Genomic DNA, 16561 nt, shown 5'->3' on the forward strand with positions numbered 1-16561 from the left:
TTGTCGCGTCAACAGTGGCGAACCGAGTATTGCCGCATGGCGGAGATCAAGAAAGTGAGCGTGCTCGGCCTCGGCCGGATGGGCGGTGCGCTCGCCGCGGCCCTCGTCGGAGAGGGCCACGACGTGACGGTGTGGAACAGGACGCCGAAGACGCTGCCCGGCACGAAAAGCGCTGCCACGCCGGGAGAAGCGTTCGAGGCGGCGGATGTCGTCGTCACCTGTCTGTCCACTCACGACGTTCAGCAGCCGTTGCTGAGCAAGAACATCAAGACGTTGGTCAACCTGACCTCCGGCACACCGGAGCAGGCCCGCGCCACCGCGCGGTGGGCGCAGGACAACGGCGTCGAGTACGTCGACGGCGTGATCATGGCTGTGCCGCAACAGATCGGCACGCCGGGAGCGAAGATCCTGTACAGCGGTCAGCGGGAGCACCACGTCCTGCACGCGTTCGGTGAGCCGGTCCACCTGGGCGAGGACGCCGGGATGGCCGCGCTCCACGACCTGGCCCTGCTCGGCGTCATGTGGTCGGCGTTCGCCGGCTACCTCCAGGCCGTCGCGTTGCTGGGCACGGAGGGCGTCACGCCGCAGCAGTTCACGCCGATGGCCGTGGAGTTCCTGAACGAGATGGGCGTCCTGCTGCCCGAGATGGGCGAGGAAACCCGGCACCGCGTCTACGAGACCGACGTGTCCGCGGTGGACATCAACGTCTCCGGCCTGCGCATGCTCGCCGACACCGCCGCGCAGCAAGGTGTCGACGCCGCCCTGCCGGAGGCACTGCACGACCTGTTCCGGCGCGCCCAGCAGAAGGGCCACGGCGCGCACAGCATCGCGAGCGTCATCGAGGTGATCCGATGAAGTACCTGGGGAAGAAGGCCGTCGTCACCGGCGGCACGCACGGCATGGGCCGCGCGGTGGTGGACAAGCTGGTCGAGGGTGGCGCAGAGGTCGTGCTGACCGGCCGCAAGATCGAGCTGGCGGAGGGGATCAAGGCCCACGCCATCCGGTCCGACGCGGCGAACCTCGACGACATCACCAAACTCAAAGACGAAGTCGCACAACGGTTCCAGGAGATCGACCTGCTCTTCATCAACGTCGGCCACGCGACGCTGCACGAGTTCCACGAGGTCACGCCCGACGACTACGACCGCACGTTCGACGTGAACACCAGAGGTGCGTTCTTCACCGCTCAACAGCTGGCGCCGCTCATCAAGGAAGGTGGCTCGATCGTCTTCACCACGTCGATCGCGCAGACCGGCGGCACCAAGGGGATGAGTGTCTACTCCGGTGCCAAGGCGGCGGTCCGGTCGTTCGGGAGGTCGTTCGCGGCTGAGCTGGCGCCCAGGAACGTCCGGGTCAACGTCGTCAGTCCCGGCTTCATCGACACGCCCTCCATGGGCGTGACCGGTGTGCCGCAGGACGTTCTCGAAGCCTTCAAGCGGGAGGGCGACGAGATCACGCCGCTCAAGCGCCACGGCAAGGCGGACGAAGTGGCCGACGCCGTGCTCTTCCTGGCGTTCGAGGCCACCTTCACCACGGGTGCCGACCTGCCGGTCGACGGCGGTCTCGGCCAGGGGATCAGCGCCTGAGAAAAAATCTTCGACGAACCTGTCACACCTCCGTCGCGCCTCGGGTCAACAGGGCAGAAGACGACGAAGACAGGGAGAACGAAGATGAGGATCGCCAACCCGATCATGTCCTTGCCCGGCGCGATGAAGGCCCTGCTGGACCTCTCGGCGTCCGCCGCCAACACCGGGCTGGACGCTGATCTCGTGGAGTTGATCTGCCTGCGGGTCAGCATCATGAACGGCTGCGGGGCCTGCATCGACTACCACAGCAAGTTGCTGCGCAAGGCGAACGTGACGGACGAGCGGATCTACGCCGTCGCCGGCTGGCGTGAGGTGCCGTACTACACCGACGCGGAGAAGGCGGCGTTCGCACTCGCCGAGGAGATGACGCGTGTGCACGTCAGCGACGCCGTGTGGAACGAGGCGGCGAAGCACTACAGCGAGGACCAGCTCGCGGGACTCACGATCGCCATCGGCGCGATCAACCTGTGGAACCGGATCAACGTGGCCACGCAGCAGAAGGTGGCCTGAGTCCGAAGAAGGTTGAAGCCGGCGCGCAAGAGCTTCCTCTCTCTTGCGTGCCGGCCTCAGCGCGCAGCATACCCCATCTCGAACAAATGTTCGATCTTTGGGCGATCAACACGCCGATCAACTGGCAGCGAGTGCCGCCCGGCCGTCGTCGGTCAGTTCCGCGCAGACGCGCCGGCCGAACGAGGTGGGCCGCGTCGGGCGCAGCAGTCCGGCGTGCACGAGATCGTGCGTCGCCATCTGGTCGCAGCAGGGCAGTCCGTCGACGTACAGCTCGGGTTCCACCCCGCCTGTGACCTCGGCACGCCCTGCGGCGACAGCCCTCAGCATCGCCCTTGCTCTTCCGCTCAGTTCCATCTCGACCCCCCAGGCTGTGGTGTCCGAATCGCTAACCCCTTTGTCGTAATAGAGGCCGGATTCGTTCCACAAGTACGGCGTCGTTTGGGTTCTTCACTTGTGCGAACGAGGCAAGCATGTCTCATTAGGCCGTTCGGGTCACTTAGACACGCCGGGGAAAGAGCGCAAAGCAGGGCGGCGAACCCACAGCGTCCAGGCCGGCCGGTACCCGTGCGAGTACCAGAACGGCGTAGAGCGCGGGTTCGGCAAAGCGTGGTGGAGCAGCGTCGATGCCACCCCGGAGCGGTCCAGAACGGCGTGCACGTGCGCCACGAGCGCGCTGCCCGCTCCACTGCGCCGGGCGTCGGGTCGTACGCCGAGATGCCCGAGATACGCGAACGGGCGGCCGGTCGCGTACCGCTCGATCCAGAGCGCGTCCTCCGGCATGTCGACGTAGACCATGCCGACGGGCGTGTCGCCGCGAACCGCCAGCCACATCGACTCGGTGGGGCGGTCCAGCACGGTGGCCAGTGCGGTGCGCAGGTGCTGAGCGCTGTTCGGGCGTTCGGAGACCATGCCGAACGCGGAGTCGTACCTGATGGTCTCGAGGTTGAGCTCGACCGCGACGTCCAGGTCGGCGTGCGTCGCCGGACGGACTCGCACGTCCGACAGCCGTGGCGGAACGGGATGACCGGCGCGTCGTTCGGCGATCACGACCAACGGCGCGAAACCGTGCCGGATCAGAGGAAGCGCGTCGGCGGTCTCGTGGCTCGGCAGCGTCACGATCGCCGCGGTGTCCGGGTCGTCCACGCCGGTGAGCCGGGTCTCCCACTCGTCGAGCAGCGCCGGCAGGTCCCAGCCCGGCCGCCAGTCCAGGCCGTGCACCCGCAGGGCTGACCAGGTCGGCAGCAGCGAGTCCTCAGCCACCTCGCGGTACGAGAAAATCTCGGTCACTGCCTCATCTGAACATGGCAGGGTCGGGCAGGTGGAGATCTTCGTAGTGGATTCGTTCACCGACCGGCCCTTCGCGGGCAACCCGGCCGGTGTTGTGCTCCTGACGGAACCCAGGGACGACGCCTGGATGCAGAACGTCGCAGCCGAGATGAAGCACGCCGAAACGGCGTTCGTCACCCCCGACAACCACCTCCGCTGGTTCACGCCGGAGGTCGAGGTGGACCTCTGCGGGCACGCCACTCTCGCCACCGCCCACGTGCTGGGCGGGGAGCAGAAGTTCACCACGCGTAGCGGCGTCCTCACATGCGTGAATGACGATGGGTGGATCCGGATGGACTTCCCGGCGGACCCGCCAGAGTTGATTGACCCGCCAATCGGACTAGCGGAAGCGCTGCCACATGCGACGATCAAGTCCGTGGCGCGTGGGCGCTTCGACTACCTGATCGAGTTGGAAAGCGCGGCCGAGGTCCGTTCCTTGCGACCTGATGTCCAAGGACTGACACAGATTTCGTCACGCGGTGTGATCGTGACCGCCATCGGAGACGGCGATGTGGACGTCGTGAGCCGATGCTTTTATCCGGCCGTCGGCATCCCGGAGGACCCCGTCACCGGTTCAGCCCACTGCACGCTGGCGTCCTATTGGGTGCCTCGGCTTCAGCGCGCTGACCTGCTGGCGGAGCAGGCGTCGCCGCGAGGAGGGTTCGTCAGGGCGACCCTCGCCCAAGATCGCGTATTGCTCTCGGGGCAAGCCGTGACGGTGCTTCGGGGGCACCTGAGTGTGTAACCACGACTGGGTGAATCGACGTCACTAGGGGTGCTCGACCTGCCATTTCGTCCCCCGAGCGGGGTACATTGGTGCCCCTGGAGGGGTCCTGATCGCCAAGTGCGGGACCCCTCAGTCACGCCTAGAGGTCCCCCCACCCCAGGCCGACGAGGAGGCTGGATGTCCGACCGAGCGTCGGCCCCCGTGTCGGACTCGGCCGCCTGGTCGGCCAAGTCGACCAACCGCGCGTTCAGCGCGTTCGCCGTCACCCTCCTGGTGGCCGGCGTCGTCTGCGCGGGCATGGTCGCGGCCTGGCTTCCGGACAAAGAGACCACATCTCTCTTCTGGATCGGCCCGCTGCTCGTCGTCGGCTTCCTGCTGGCCGAGCAGCTCGCGATCAACGTCGACGTCCGCAGCGGCGTCGCGTGGACGATCTCCTTCACCGAGATTCCGCTGGTGCTGGGGCTTTTGGTGGCCCCGTTCGAGGTCGTGCTCGCCGCGCACGTGGTCGCCGGTGTGGGCACGTTGCTCGGCAGGCGGATCCTGGACCGCGCCGTCTACAACGCGGGCCTCATGTTCATGGAGATCTCCGTCGCGTTCGCCGCCGCGGAAGCCGTGAAACGGATGATCGGCGCGGGCGGGCCGTTCTGGGCGGGCGCGTTCGTCGGCACGATCACCGTGCCGCTGCTCGCGAGCGTGCTGGGCCTCTGCGCGTTGCGGCTCATGGGCAAGTCGATGCGCGTCGGCAACAGCGTCCGTCTCGTGCTGCAGACGCTGGTCGTGGCGCTGCTGAACACCTCGGCCGGTCTCGTCGGCTACCAGATCGTCGCCACCACCGCGTGGGGCGGCGTCCTGATCATCCTGGTGCTCGCGGGCATCGTGGCCACCTACCTCGCCTACTCCGGACTGTTGCGCGAGCAGCGCGACCTCGAAGCGTTGAGCGAGGTCAGCCTCCGTGTCGCGAGGTCGGGACAGCACGGCACCGGCCCGCGCCAGCCGGACGACGACCTGACGACGGGCGTCGAAGAGGACGAGTGGCAGCAGATCGCGGAACGCATCCGCGAGCAGCTCAACGCCAACCGCGTCGTGCTGCGCCTGCGCACCGACCCGCAGGAAGCCATGATCACCCTCGTCGCCGGCGAACCGCTGCCGGACGAGATGACGGCGACCGACCCGCGGGCCGTGCGCGAGGACCCGATCCTGCAGCTTCCCGGCACGCACGTCCGCTACTACCGCGTGGCCGACGCGACCGAGGACGTCACCGAGGCCCTGCTGCGCCGCGATGTGCAGGAGGCGCTCGTCGTCCCCTTGCGCGGCGCCACTCAACTGCTCGGCGCCGTCGAGGCGCACGACCGGCTGTCCCGCTGGCGCGGCTTCGGCAAGGCGGACATCCAGCTGTTGCGGACGCTGGCCTCGCACCTCGCGACGGCCGTCGACAACCGGCGCCTGCTGGCCCGGTTGCGGCACGACGCCTACCACGACCCGCTGACCGGCCTGCTGAACCGGCCGGGCTTCCGCGAGGCGTGCGCGGAGCCGTTGCGCGACTCCCAGAGCGGAGTGGTGCTGCGGATCGACCTCGACATCTTGTCGACCGTGTCCGATGCGCTGGGCCAGGCCTGGGGCAATCGGATGGTCGTCGCCGCCGGACGCCGGCTGCGTGACGCTCTCGGCGCGGACGTGCCGCTGGCGCGGTTGGAGGGTGGCGCTTTCGCGGCGTACCTCGACGACGCGCGTGCCGCCACCGCGCACGAGACGGCGGAGAAGCTGCGGGCTGGCCTTTCCGTGCCCTACCCCGTCGATCGGCTCACGGTCGAGGCTTCCGCGGTCGTCGGTTACGCGTCCAAGGCGGACTCCGAGACCGAGGACCCGGACCCGGACGCGTTGCTGCAGCGGGCGGACGTCGCCGTGCGCGCGACGTCGGAAGGCACGCCGGTCAAGGCCTACGCGCCGAGCATGGGCCAGATCTTCCTGCGCCGCTTCCAGCTCGTGACGCAGTTCCGCCAGGCCGTCGAGACCGGCCAGATCTCGGTGCACTACCAGCCGAAGGTCGCCCTGCCGTCGCGTCAGGTCGTGGGCGCGGAAGCCCTGGTGCGCTGGACGCATCCGGAGTTCGGCCGCGTCGACCCGGACGAGTTCGTGCCGGCCGTCGAGGCCACCGGTCTCGTGGACGTGCTCACGGACTTCGTGATGGACCGCGCGCTCGAACGGGTGCGGCGCTGGCTCGACCGCGGGCTGCGGATGTCCATCGCGGTGAACCTGTCCGTGCGGACGCTCGCCGACGAGGACTTCCCGAACCGCGTGGCGGACGCCCTCGCGCGCCACGACGTGCCCTCGGGCCTGCTGACCTTCGAGCTCACCGAGTCGGGCGTCATGGCCGATCCCGAGCGTGCTCTGCCGGTGCTGCGGCGCCTGCACGCGATCGGTGTCGTGCTGGCGGTCGACGACTTCGGCACCGGCTACTCGTCACTGGCGTACCTGCGGCAGCTGCCGGTGGACGAGGTGAAGATCGACAAGTCGTTCGTGCTCGGGATGGGCACGGATCTGGGCGACATGGCCGTGGTCCGGTCGATCGTGGAGCTCGGGCACTCGCTCGGTCTCGTCGTTGTGGCAGAGGGTGTTGAGGACGACGCGGCTCGCGACCAGTTGGTCGGGATGGGCTGCGACGTGGCTCAGGGCTACCTGATCTCGCGTCCCCTGTCCGAGGACCGCTTCGAGGCGTGGCTGCGCGCACGAACGGTGCAGGTCAGGGGTGCCCGCGATGAGACGGTGCTCACGCTGGTGCACTAGAGGCACCCCCTGATTTCGTTCTTCGCCAAGGGATGTTGTAGAGTTCTCCTCGCTCGGCAAGAACGAAAGAGCAAGCCCCTTTAGCTCAGTCGGCAGAGCGTCTCCATGGTAAGGAGAAGGTCTACGGTTCGATTCCGTAAAGGGGCTCCACTACTGGCCGCGGTGCTGAGCATCGCGGCTGTGGTGTGTTAAAGCGGTGTAGCTCAGTTGGTAGAGCAAGCGGCTCATAATCGCTGTGTCGCCGGTTCAAGTCCGGCCACCGCTACGTGAGTGGGTGGGGTCTGTCCGCGAAGAGCGCGGACCTTCCTCACTCCGCAGTAACATTCCCTGGGGGCTTCGCCCCCCAGACCCCCGGCCTCGCGCTCGGTGAGCAGGTTGACCCGGGGGATCAGGAATCGGGCAGCAAGTTCGTTGCCCACCCCCGCCAGGCGGTAAGCCCGTACTGGGTTCTCGGGGTCCATGTGCTCTCAGGAAGGCAAGGACCGTGGCTGCAACCGACGTACGCCCGAAGATCACCCTCGCGTGCGAGGAGTGCAAGCACCGGAACTACATCACCAGGAAGAACCGGCGCAACGACCCGGACCGCCTGGAGATCAAGAAGTTCTGCCCGAACTGCAAGACGCACCGCGCGCACAAGGAAACCCGCTGAGCGCGTAGCGAGCTTTCGCACGAGGCCCGTCCCACACCTGGGGCGGGCCTCGTCGCATATAGGCTCTTCGGGTGCCTCTTGACCCCTCCTTCATCGGACGCAGCTATCCGCCGTCGCAGCCCTACGACGTGAGCCGCGAGAAGATCCGCGAGTTCGCCGACGCCATCGGCGCCACCAGCCCGGCCTACCGCGACGCCGAAGCCGCGAAGGCGCTGGGGCACGGGGACGTCATCGCGCCGCCGACGTTCGCGATCGTGGTGGCGATGAAGACGAACGAGACGGTCATGTTCGACCCCGAGCTGAAGCTCGACTACAGCCGCGTCGTGCACGGCGACCAGAACTTCACCCACCACCGCCCCATCACCGCGGGCGACCAGCTCGTGAGCGTGGCGCACATCGACGCCATCACCTCCCGCATGGGCAACGACATGATCACCGTGCGGACCGAGATCAGCACCGTCGAGGGCGAGCCCGTCACGACCGCCAAGTCGATGCTCGTCGTGAGGGGAGAAGACGCGTGAGCCCGACGATCGTCACCGAAGTCGGTACCGAGCTGCCGCCGCTGTCCGTGCGTCTCACGCGCGCCGATCTGGTGCGCTACGCGGGCGCCTCGCTGGACTTCAACCCGATCCACTGGAACGAGAAGACCGCGAAGGACGTCGGCCTCCCGGACGTCATCGCGCACGGCATGCTCACCATGGCCGTGGCGTCGCGGATCGTCGCCGAGTGGATCGGCGACCCCGGCGCGATCGTCGAGTACGGCTGCCGGTTCGGCCGGCCGGTCGTGGTGCCCAACGACGACGAGGGTGCGCTGGTCGAGGTGACCGCGAAGGTCACCAAGGACCTCGAAGACGGAACTGTGAAGGTCAACATCAACGCGAGTTTTGACGGCAAGTCGGTGTTGACGGGCGCCTTCGCCCGCGTGCGCGTCGGTTGATCATGTGATCAAGCACACCGCCGGGTGTCGGGGTCCGGTGGTGTTTGCGGTGCTCACGCCGGATTCGGGGCCGGGTCGTTGTGCAGTTGCACGACCCTGATTCGTGTTCTCGGCACTCGTGTGGGTAGGCTGTGCGACAGGCCGCTCGACAGATGCTTGGGCGGTCTGGTTGGAGTGGTCCGGGCAGGCTCCCGTACACTTCCAATGTTGTGGCCAGGGGATCTCTCTCGGGATCCCGAAGGGGCGTAGCTCAACTGGCAGAGCAGCGGTCTCCAAAACCGCAGGTTGCAGGTTCAAGTCCTGTCGCCCCTGCTGTCGAAGCGTCATGGGTGGAGTGGAGGACGGCATGAGCGAGGGCCGCGAGCAGGACCAGCCGGAGGAGCGCGAAGGCGCTGTCCGGCCGTCCACTGCTGCGGCGCGGCGTGAACGTCGTGCCTCCTCTCGCCCGGCCGCCCGCAAGGACGGCAGCAGCGCTGAGTCGAAGAAGAGCGTCGTCAAGTCCGACGAGTCGGACGAGGACGCGAAGAAGGGTCGCCCGACGAAGGCCCGTGACGGACAGGAGAAGCGTCCCTCGCTGATCGGGCGGGGCTTCCGCTACATCCGCGAGGTCATCGGCGAACTCCGCAAGGTGATCTGGCCGACGCGCAAGCAGCTCGTCACGTACACCGGTGTCGTGCTGGTCTTCGTGATCTTGATGACCGCGATGGTGTGGGCTCTCGACCTCGGCTTCGGCGCGGCTGTTTTCGAGCTGTTCGGCTGAGCCGGACAGCTGCCGCTGCAATCAGGAAGCGAGATCCACAGTGACCTCCGATAACGGCGTCGACGCCCAGGAGCTGACCGACCTCACCGACGACGAGGTGTCCGAGGACACCGCGGTCGACGAGACGGTCGAGTCGGAGGACACCGAGGCCGCCGAGTCCGAGGACGTCGACGTTCTCGCGATCGACGAGACGCCGATCGACGAAGAGATCGCCGACCCCGCCGAAGAGCTGCGTCAGGCCCTGCGCCACGCGCCCGGCGACTGGTACGTCGTGCACTCGTACGCCGGCTACGAGAACAAGGTCAAGGCGAACCTCGAGACTCGTATCCACACGCTCGACATGGAGGACTACATCTTCCAGGTCGAGGTGCCGACCGAAGAGGTCACCGAGATCAAGAACGGCCAGCGCAAGCTGGTGCAGCGCAAGGTGCTGCCCGGCTACATCCTGGTCCGCATGGAGCTCACCGACGCGTCCTGGAGCGCCGTCCGCAACACGCCGGGCGTGACCGGGTTCGTCGGAGCCACCTCGAAGCCCTCGCCCCTCACGATCGACGAGGTGCTGAAGTTCCTGCTCCCGCAGCAGGAGCAGAAGCCGGCCGAGGGCAAGAAGGCCGCTTCCACGGCCGCGCCGAAGCCGACCATCGAGGTCGACTTCGAGGTCGGCGAGTCGGTCACCGTCATGGATGGCCCGTTCGCCACGCTGCCCGCGACGATCAGCGAGGTCAACGCGGACGGCCAGAAGCTGAAGGTCCTGGTGTCGATCTTCGGCCGGGAGACGCCGGTCGAGCTGTCGTTCAGCCAGGTCTCCAAGATCTGAGCGATCCCCTCCTCGGGAGGGGGTCGATCGGCCACGCTGCGGCTGGCAGGGCCGCGCGCGGACACCGCAATAACAGGAAGTACGGACAATGCCACCCAAGAAGAAGAAGCTGTCAGCGATCATCAAGCTGCAGATCAAGGCTGGTGCCGCCAACCCGGCGCCGCCCGTTGGTCCCGCGCTGGGTCAGCACGGCGTCAACATCATGGAGTTCTGCAAGGCCTACAACGCCGCGACCGAGTCGCAGCGCGGTCAGGTCGTGCCGGTTGAGATCTCCGTGTACGAGGACCGTTCGTTCGACTTCAAGCTCAAGACCCCGCCGGCCGCGCGCCTTCTGCTCGCCGCCGCTGGTGTCGACAAGGGCTCGGGCGAGCCGCACCGCGTCAAGGTCGCCAAGGTGACCATGGAGCAGGTGCGCCAGATCGCCCAGACCAAGATGGTCGACCTGAACGCGAACGACGTCGACCAGGCCGCGAAGATCATCGCCGGCACCGCCCGCTCCATGGGCATCACGGTCGAAGGCTGATCACACCCTCTTTAGCAAGCGTGGGAGAGCCGAGCGCGGCTCATTCACCACGAACTGATCCACGGTTAGGACAGAAGTTATGAAGCGCAGCAAGGCCTACAAGGCCGCCGCCGAGCTGGTGGACCGGGAGCGGCTGTACTCGCCGCTGGAGGCCGCCAAGCTCGCCAAGGAAACGTCCAAGGTGAAGCTGGACGCCACCGTCGAGGTTGCAATCCGCCTCGGCGTCGACCCTCGCAAGGCCGACCAGATGGTCCGCGGCACCGTGAACCTGCCGCACGGTACGGGCAAGACCGCCCGCGTGATCGTCTTCGCAACCGGTGACAAGGCCGCTGAGGCCGAGGCCGCCGGTGCGGACGCCGTTGGCTCCGAGGACCTGATCGAGCGCATCCAGGGTGGCTGGCTCGACTTCGACGCCGCGATCGCGACCCCCGACCAGATGGCGAAGGTCGGCCGCATCGCCCGCATCCTGGGCCCGCGTGGCCTGATGCCGAACCCCAAGACCGGCACCGTGACCCCCGAGGTTGCGAAGGCGGTGAACGACATCAAGGGCGGTAAGATCAACTTCCGCGTTGACAAGCAGGCCAACCTGCACTTCGTCATCGGCAAGGTGTCGTTCGACCCCGAGAAGCTGGTCGAGAACTACGCGGCCGCGCTGGACGAGGTGCTCCGCGCCAAGCCGTCCGCGGCCAAGGGCCGGTACGTCAAGAAGGTCACCGTCTCCACGACGATGGGCCCCGGCATCCCGGTCGACCCGAACCGCACCCGCAACATGCTGGTGGACGAGGCCTGAGCCTCCGGTTCTGGCTAGCTGAGAAGGGCCCCCGGTTCGCCGGGGGCCCTTCTGCTGTTCAGCGCAGGGAGAACGCCTGCCGGTAGTCGCTGGGCGAGACCCCGACGTGCTTGAGGAAGTGGTGACGGAGGTTGTTCGCCGTGCCGATGCCGCTCAGTCCCGCGATCTTCTCAACGGACAGACCGGTGGACTCCAGCAGCGCCTGCGCTCGCGCGATGCGTTCGTTGAGCAGCCACTGCAACGGCGTCGTGCCGGTGGTGGCGTGCAGCCGGCGGTAGAAGGTTCGCGGACTCATGGCGGCTCTGCGGGCGAGGTCCTCGATCGTCAGCGGCTCGTCCAGGCGGGCGCGGGCCCAGTCGAGCACCGATTCCAGGCTCTGGTGGTCGTTCGGCGGGACCGAGAGGTCGATGACCTGGCTGCGGCCGCCGGGACGGTGTCCCGGCACGATCATCCGGCGCGCCAGCTGGTTGGCGACGTGAGCGCCGAGGTCGCGGCGCACCAGGTGCAGGCAGAGGTCGAGTCCCGCCGTCATGCCCGCGCTGGTCAGCACGTCACCCTCGTCGACGTAGAGGACCGCGTCGTCGACCTGGATCTTCGGGTAACGCTCTGCCAGCAGGGCGGTGTGCATCCAGTGCGCGGTCGCCCTGCGTCCGTCCAGGAGGCCGGCTTCGGCCAGAGCGTAGGCGCCGACGCACTGCGAGACGATGCGCGCGCCGTTGTCGTGGGCCTTGCGCAGGGCTGCGACCAGTTCGGGTGGAACTGGCGCGTTGTCCTCGATGACCTCCTCCGGCACCCATGACACGAAGACGGTGTCCGCGTTCACGACGTCATCCAGGCCATGTGTGGTGTGCAGGGTGAACCCTGGGCCCGTACCTCGTGTGTCGCTCCCGGTTCCGCACAGCCACAGCTCGTACCAGGGGTCGGCGAGGTCCGGTTGCGGCGTGCCGAACACCGCGGCGGCGATGCCCAGTTCGTAGAGGTCGGCCACGCCGAAGTCGGTGGGAACGATCAGGGCGACAGATCCGGCGCTCATGAGATCCAGCCTATGGCAGGAATTTGGTGAAGGTGGTCATTCCGGTCACTGGTTGAGTTGATCACTCGTGGCGAAGCTGGAGGCATGACATCTGAAGCGATCACCGTCCTCGGCCTCGGCAACCTCGGACGCGCGCTGGCGGAGACCTTCCTGCGCCACGGGCATTCCACCACGGTCTGGAACCGTTCTGCCGCAAAGGCTTCTGGCCTCGCCGCGACCGTCGCGGCCACACCGGCCGAAGCGGTGGCCGACGGCGACCTCGTGGTCGTCGCTGTGCTCGACAACCAAGTGGCACAACAGGTTCTGCGCGGTGTGGACATGCGTGGACGAGCGCTGGTGAACCTCACCTCAGGCACTCCCGACGAGGCGCGCGAACTGGCCCGCTGGGCGGAGGACAACGGTGCGAAGTACCTGCACGGCGCGGTGTACGCGGTGCCCCAGACGATCGGCACCGCCGAGTCCTCCATCAACTACAGCGGTTCCCCGGCGGTGCACGAACGCTGGCAGAAGCAGTTGGCGCTGCTCGGGAAGGTCACGTTCCTGGGTGAGGACGCCGGCCGCGCCTCCGGGTACGACGTGGCGATCCTCTCCGGGATGTACGGGCTGATCGGCGGCTTCCTGCACGCGGCGGCGCTGGCGCGGGCAGGTGGCATCAAGGCTGCCGAGCTCACCCCGATGATGTTGTCCTGGCTGACGGACATGCACCCGGCGCTGGTCACGTTCGCCGAGGAGATCGACAACGGGAACTACGCCGGCGGTGAGTCGAGCCTGGCCATGAACCAGTCCGGGTTGGCCATGCTCATCCGGGCCGTAGAGACTCAGGGCGTGCCCTTCGCCGCGCTCGACGAGCTCAAGGCGCTGGTTGACCGGCAGGTCGCCGACGGGCACGGCGAGGAGAGCCTCGCCCGCGCCGTCGAGTCGTTCAGGGGTGTTGCGTCACAACGGCTTGCGGGCTGACAGCAGGAACATCAGCGGTGCGGCCAGGAAGTCGCCCTGCTGGAGCTCGGCGAGCCACCGTTCTCCGTCCGCGCGTTCGATCGCACCCGCCCTGATCGCTCGTTCCGTGTTGCGGGTGAGAGCGAAGATGTTGTCCGCCAAGGCGAAGTCGTGGAACACGGGCGACACGGTGTGCACGGCCTGGACCTCGAAGCCCGCGCTGTGGGCCAGGCGTGCGAGCTGCCGGCCGATGGTGGCGTTGCGGACCATCGTCGAGCAGACGAAGCGGTTGAAGGCGCGGTTCATCTCCAGGTCGCCGTCGAGGACCAGCGAGTCCCAGTCCGGTTCGCCGATGCGCAGCAAGCCGCCCGGCTTGAGGACGCGGCGCAGTTCCGTGAGCACGGTGGCGGGGTCCGCGACGTGCTGCAGCGCCCGATCCATCCGCGCCCGGTCGAAGGTGGCGTCCTCGAACGAGAGCGCGAGGCCGTCGCCGAGGCGTATCTCGACGTGCGGATGGTCGTGGAACCGGCTGGTCGCGGCCTCCACCATCTTCGGGTCGATGTCGACACCGACGACGCGGCCGGACGTCGTCACCGCGTCCGCCATGGCCGGGACGTCCTCGCCGGGGCCGCAGCCCAGGTCGAGGACGGTCAGGCCGGGTTCCAGTTCGAGCAGATCCAGCAGTTGCCGCTTGTAGTCACCGGCCGCCGCGGCGACGTCCGCCATGTACGCGACCTTGTCGGGACTCGGCACCCCCAGCGCATTTGCCATGCACCCCAATCAACCACAGGCGCTGGGGGACCAGTCGGTGATGACCCAGCCGGCGTTGACCTTCTCCACGACGAAGGTGCCCAGGCGAGGGCCGCCCTCGACGGTCAGGGCGCAGGAGTCGATGGTGACCTTGGTGGTGGCCGGGGTCTTGAGCATGTCCGGCGGGAACATGACCTGCTGGTACTTGTCCACGCTGGTGACCTGGGCCTTGAGGGTTTTGACGGCTGCCGCGCAATCGCTTGCGCCGTAGGCGCTGGCGAACTTCTGGCGGACGTCGTCACGCAGGAAGAGCGTGCAGGCGCGGGTCGTGTCGGCGAACGAGACGTGCTTGTAGAACATGCCGACCGTGCCCTGGAGCCCGGCGGGCGCGGAGAGGCCCTGGGCCGGGCCGGTGACGCCGCCGCTGTCCTGGGCGATGTCGCCGGGGTCGTCCGTGCCGAAGTAGTGGTTGTAGGCCCAGAGGGCGGCGATGACGATGAACAGGAACGTCAGCGCGCGCCAGAAGATCCGGCTGCCGAGCACGACGAGCCACCAGCGCTTGCCCTGCGGCTTCGGCGGCTGGGGCGCCTGGCCCGTGGCCTCCTGGTAGCGCTGGTACTCCTGGAAGCGCTGGAACTCCTGGAACTGCCGCAGCTGCTCCGGGTCGATCGGCGGCGCTGGAGGCTGCGGGATCTGGGGAGCGGGAGGCTGCGGCTGGCGGGGCGCGAGGTCCTTGCCGGGCTCGTCGGTCACAGGTCACATCATGCCGATTTGGACCGGCGGACACGACTCGCGTAGTCTCTACTGCGGTTCTACCGAAGACCGCTGGTTTTCTCCGCGAGGAGAACGAAGGCCCCGTTGCAACACGGGCGGCCCGCGCAGGGAGGACGAGGCTAGCTTCTTGTTACGCCCCGTGCTGCTGTGCGCGAGGGCGTTTTTGTTGTTTCGGAGCCTTCTCGGCTGGCGGTCTAACCCAGCCCAGAGAGGAGGCGATCATGGCGAAGCCCAGCAAGGTTACGGCGGTCGCTGAGCTCGCGGACCAGTTCCGCAGCAGCTCGGCAGCGGTTGTCACCGAGTACCGTGGCCTCTCCATGGCGCAGCTCACCACGCTGCGTCGCGCTCTCGGCGCGGGCACCAAGTACACCGTCGCGAAGAACACGCTGGTCAAGCTGGCCGCTGCGGACGCCGGCATCGAGGGCCTCGAGGCCCTTCTGGCCGGTCCGACCGCCATCGCGTTCGTCGAGGGCGAGCCCGTCGACGCCGCCAAGGCGATCCGCGACTTCGCGAAGGACAACAAGGCCCTGGTCATCAAGGGCGGCTACATGGATGGCCGTCCGCTCTCGGTCGACGAGGTCACCGCTATCGCGGACCTCGAAAGCCGTGAGGTGCTGCTCGCGAAGCTCGCGGGCGCGATGAAGGGCAACCTGGCCAAGGCCGCGGGTCTGTTCAACGCCCCGGCTTCCCAGGTCGCTCGCCTGGCTGCTGCCCTGCAGGAGAAGAAGGCCGCCGCGGCTCCCGCCGCCGAGGCCGACGCTCCCGCCGAAAGCTGATCACCCGAAGACACGCCCGACGCTTTCGCGCGGGAGATTAGAAAGGACCGCCGATCATGGCGAAGCTCAGCACCGAAGAGCTGCTCGACGCGTTCAAGGAGATGACCCTCCTCGAGCTGTCGGCTTTCGTGAAGCAGTTCGAGGAGACCTTCGAGGTCACCGCCGCGGCTCCGGTCGCCGTTGCCGCCGCCGGCCCGGCCGGCCCGGCTGCCCCCGCCGAGGAGGAGAAGGACGAGTTCACCGTCGTCCTCGAGTCCGCTGGCGACAAGAAGATCCAGGTCATCAAGGTCGTCCGTGAGGTCGTCTCGGGTCTGGGCCTGAAGGAGGCCAAGGAGCTGGTCGAGGCCGCTCCGAAGCCGCTCCTCGAGAACGTGGCGAAGGACGTTGCCGACGCCGCCAAGGAGAAGCTCGAGGCTGCTGGCGCCAAGATCACCCTCAAGTGATCTGGGCCCCTTTGGGGGCTGGCGCTTTAGTGCCTTGTAGTTCCTGAAACGGGCGTGCACCTTTCAACGGGGGTGCACGCCCGTTTTTGTGTTTTTTGGGGGTCCGCGTCGGTTTCGTGGGTCGTCTCCCGGTTGCGTAGGTGGTTGCGGTGACGGGACCCACCCCACGGCGGCCCGCGTCGTTCAAAGCAGCTCGGCTTCGCCATCGCTTTTGCCTGTGGTTGCGCTGGGTGGTGTTTTGGCGTTTGTGCTGGTGTGCTGGTTGTCACACTGAGCTGGAATTTCCCGGTTGTCGGGGAGTGGTTCAGGTGTGGCTGACCGTTTTGCGAGGTCACCCTGCGTGCCGTTATCGGAACGCAACCGCCGTTAGGCCAACTGGTGAGTAACCTGCCGCGAACGAACTCGTTGCCCCAGTGTGACGCCGATCGCCACGGCGTCTT

Annotated in this window: 20 protein-coding genes and 3 tRNA genes; 18 read left to right on the forward strand and 5 right to left on the reverse strand. The window is 67.5% G+C overall.

All coding sequences use genetic code 11. The features are described 5' to 3' along the window. The 3 genes from C8D87_RS12345 (at position 1) to C8D87_RS12355 (ending at position 2096) form a co-directional block, all read left to right on the forward strand. On the forward strand, positions 1–855 hold the full coding sequence (locus C8D87_RS12345; RefSeq protein ID WP_267899852.1) for an NAD(P)-dependent oxidoreductase: 855 nt from the start codon (positions 1–3) through the stop codon (positions 853–855). Further along, entirely contained in the window at positions 852–1586 is a 735-nt protein-coding gene (locus C8D87_RS12350) for an SDR family NAD(P)-dependent oxidoreductase (RefSeq protein ID WP_112226732.1), read from the forward strand. Before C8D87_RS12345 ends, C8D87_RS12350 begins: the two co-directional genes overlap by 4 nt. Before the next feature lie 84 nt (positions 1587–1670). Next, positions 1671–2096 (forward strand): carboxymuconolactone decarboxylase family protein, encoded by a 426-nt coding sequence (locus tag C8D87_RS12355; RefSeq protein ID WP_109628861.1) that lies wholly within the window; start codon positions 1671–1673, stop codon positions 2094–2096. 117 nt (positions 2097–2213) lie between these two features. Here the strand turns inward: C8D87_RS12355 and C8D87_RS12360 are convergent, their stop codons facing one another. Together C8D87_RS12360 and C8D87_RS12365 are read right to left on the reverse strand one after the other, a co-directional pair. Then, on the reverse strand, positions 2214–2423 hold the full coding sequence (locus C8D87_RS12360) for a hypothetical protein (RefSeq protein ID WP_233442047.1): 210 nt from the start codon (positions 2421–2423) through the stop codon (positions 2214–2216). Positions 2424–2588: 165 nt separating this feature from the next. Then, the gene (locus tag C8D87_RS12365) at positions 2589–3383 is read right to left on the reverse strand and encodes a GNAT family N-acetyltransferase (RefSeq protein ID WP_112226734.1); all 795 of its coding nucleotides are present in this window, start codon (positions 3381–3383) and stop codon (positions 2589–2591) included. A 31-nt stretch (positions 3384–3414) separates the two neighbouring features. On the opposite strand from C8D87_RS12365, the gene C8D87_RS12370 reads away from it, so the two are divergent. The 12 genes from C8D87_RS12370 (at position 3415) to rplA (ending at position 11409) form a co-directional block, all read left to right on the forward strand. Then, positions 3415–4167 carry a PhzF family phenazine biosynthesis protein gene (locus C8D87_RS12370; RefSeq protein WP_112226735.1) on the forward strand — a complete coding sequence of 251 codons (753 nt, stop codon included), beginning with the start codon at positions 3415–3417 and terminating at the stop codon, positions 4165–4167. A gap of 159 nt (positions 4168–4326) precedes the next feature. Further along, entirely contained in the window at positions 4327–6933 is a 2607-nt protein-coding gene (locus tag C8D87_RS12375; RefSeq protein WP_112226736.1) for a putative bifunctional diguanylate cyclase/phosphodiesterase, read from the forward strand. Between the two features lie 74 nt (positions 6934–7007). Further along, positions 7008–7083 (forward strand) — tRNA-Thr (locus C8D87_RS12380). Between the two features lie 42 nt (positions 7084–7125). Continuing rightward, a tRNA-Met gene (locus tag C8D87_RS12385) sits at positions 7126–7198 on the forward strand. Between the two features lie 219 nt (positions 7199–7417). Next, entirely contained in the window at positions 7418–7582 is a 165-nt protein-coding gene (gene rpmG / locus C8D87_RS12390; RefSeq protein ID WP_015105301.1) for a 50S ribosomal protein L33, read from the forward strand. A 71-nt stretch (positions 7583–7653) separates the two neighbouring features. After that, complete coding sequence (locus C8D87_RS12395) at positions 7654–8103, forward strand: MaoC family dehydratase N-terminal domain-containing protein (RefSeq protein ID WP_109628850.1); 450 nt, start codon at positions 7654–7656, stop codon at positions 8101–8103. Continuing rightward, the gene (locus C8D87_RS12400; RefSeq protein ID WP_112226737.1) at positions 8100–8519 is read left to right on the forward strand and encodes a MaoC family dehydratase; all 420 of its coding nucleotides are present in this window, start codon (positions 8100–8102) and stop codon (positions 8517–8519) included. The genes C8D87_RS12395 and C8D87_RS12400 overlap by 4 nt, the downstream gene beginning before the upstream one ends. Before the next feature lie 239 nt (positions 8520–8758). Beyond that, positions 8759–8831: transfer RNA gene (locus tag C8D87_RS12405), tRNA-Trp, on the forward strand. Positions 8832–8865: 34 nt separating this feature from the next. Beyond that, positions 8866–9279 (forward strand): preprotein translocase subunit SecE, encoded by a 414-nt coding sequence (gene secE, locus C8D87_RS12410; protein ID WP_170154677.1) that lies wholly within the window; start codon positions 8866–8868, stop codon positions 9277–9279. A gap of 40 nt (positions 9280–9319) precedes the next feature. Next, positions 9320–10096, forward strand: a complete 777-nt coding sequence (nusG, locus tag C8D87_RS12415; protein ID WP_109628844.1) for a transcription termination/antitermination protein NusG — start codon at positions 9320–9322, stop codon at positions 10094–10096. 88 nt (positions 10097–10184) lie between these two features. Further along, positions 10185–10619: a 50S ribosomal protein L11 gene (rplK, locus tag C8D87_RS12420; protein WP_109628841.1), complete on the forward strand. Its 435-nt coding sequence runs from the start codon at positions 10185–10187 to the stop codon at positions 10617–10619. Positions 10620–10698: 79 nt separating this feature from the next. After that, positions 10699–11409: a 50S ribosomal protein L1 gene (gene rplA, locus C8D87_RS12425; protein WP_109628839.1), complete on the forward strand. Its 711-nt coding sequence runs from the start codon at positions 10699–10701 to the stop codon at positions 11407–11409. Between the two features lie 58 nt (positions 11410–11467). On the opposite strand, the gene C8D87_RS12430 is transcribed toward rplA, so the two are convergent. Beyond that, positions 11468–12442, reverse strand: coding sequence for a helix-turn-helix domain-containing protein (locus tag C8D87_RS12430; RefSeq protein WP_112226738.1), 975 nt, complete (start codon positions 12440–12442; stop codon positions 11468–11470). Positions 12443–12526: 84 nt separating this feature from the next. Here C8D87_RS12430 and C8D87_RS12435 point away from each other — a divergent pair, with 84 nt between their 5' ends. Next, positions 12527–13399: an NAD(P)-dependent oxidoreductase gene (locus C8D87_RS12435; RefSeq protein ID WP_112226739.1), complete on the forward strand. Its 873-nt coding sequence runs from the start codon at positions 12527–12529 to the stop codon at positions 13397–13399. Here the strand turns inward: C8D87_RS12435 and C8D87_RS12440 are convergent. After that, the gene (locus C8D87_RS12440) at positions 13379–14149 is read right to left on the reverse strand and encodes a methyltransferase domain-containing protein (RefSeq protein ID WP_112226740.1); all 771 of its coding nucleotides are present in this window, start codon (positions 14147–14149) and stop codon (positions 13379–13381) included. The genes C8D87_RS12435 and C8D87_RS12440 overlap by 21 nt on opposite strands. 9 nt (positions 14150–14158) lie before the next feature. Then, positions 14159–14881, reverse strand: a complete 723-nt coding sequence (locus C8D87_RS12445) for a hypothetical protein (protein WP_112226741.1) — start codon at positions 14879–14881, stop codon at positions 14159–14161. A 242-nt stretch (positions 14882–15123) separates the two neighbouring features. On the opposite strand from C8D87_RS12445, the gene rplJ reads away from it, so the two are divergent. Beyond that, positions 15124–15678 carry a 50S ribosomal protein L10 gene (rplJ, locus tag C8D87_RS12450; protein WP_089949007.1) on the forward strand — a complete coding sequence of 185 codons (555 nt, stop codon included), beginning with the start codon at positions 15124–15126 and terminating at the stop codon, positions 15676–15678. A 56-nt stretch (positions 15679–15734) separates the two neighbouring features. Next, on the forward strand, positions 15735–16121 hold the full coding sequence (rplL, locus tag C8D87_RS12455; protein WP_109628828.1) for a 50S ribosomal protein L7/L12: 387 nt from the start codon (positions 15735–15737) through the stop codon (positions 16119–16121). Positions 16122–16561 lie beyond the last annotated feature (440 nt).

Source organism: Lentzea atacamensis (genome assembly GCF_003269295.1).
GTDB lineage: Bacteria > Actinomycetota > Actinomycetes > Mycobacteriales > Pseudonocardiaceae > Lentzea > Lentzea atacamensis.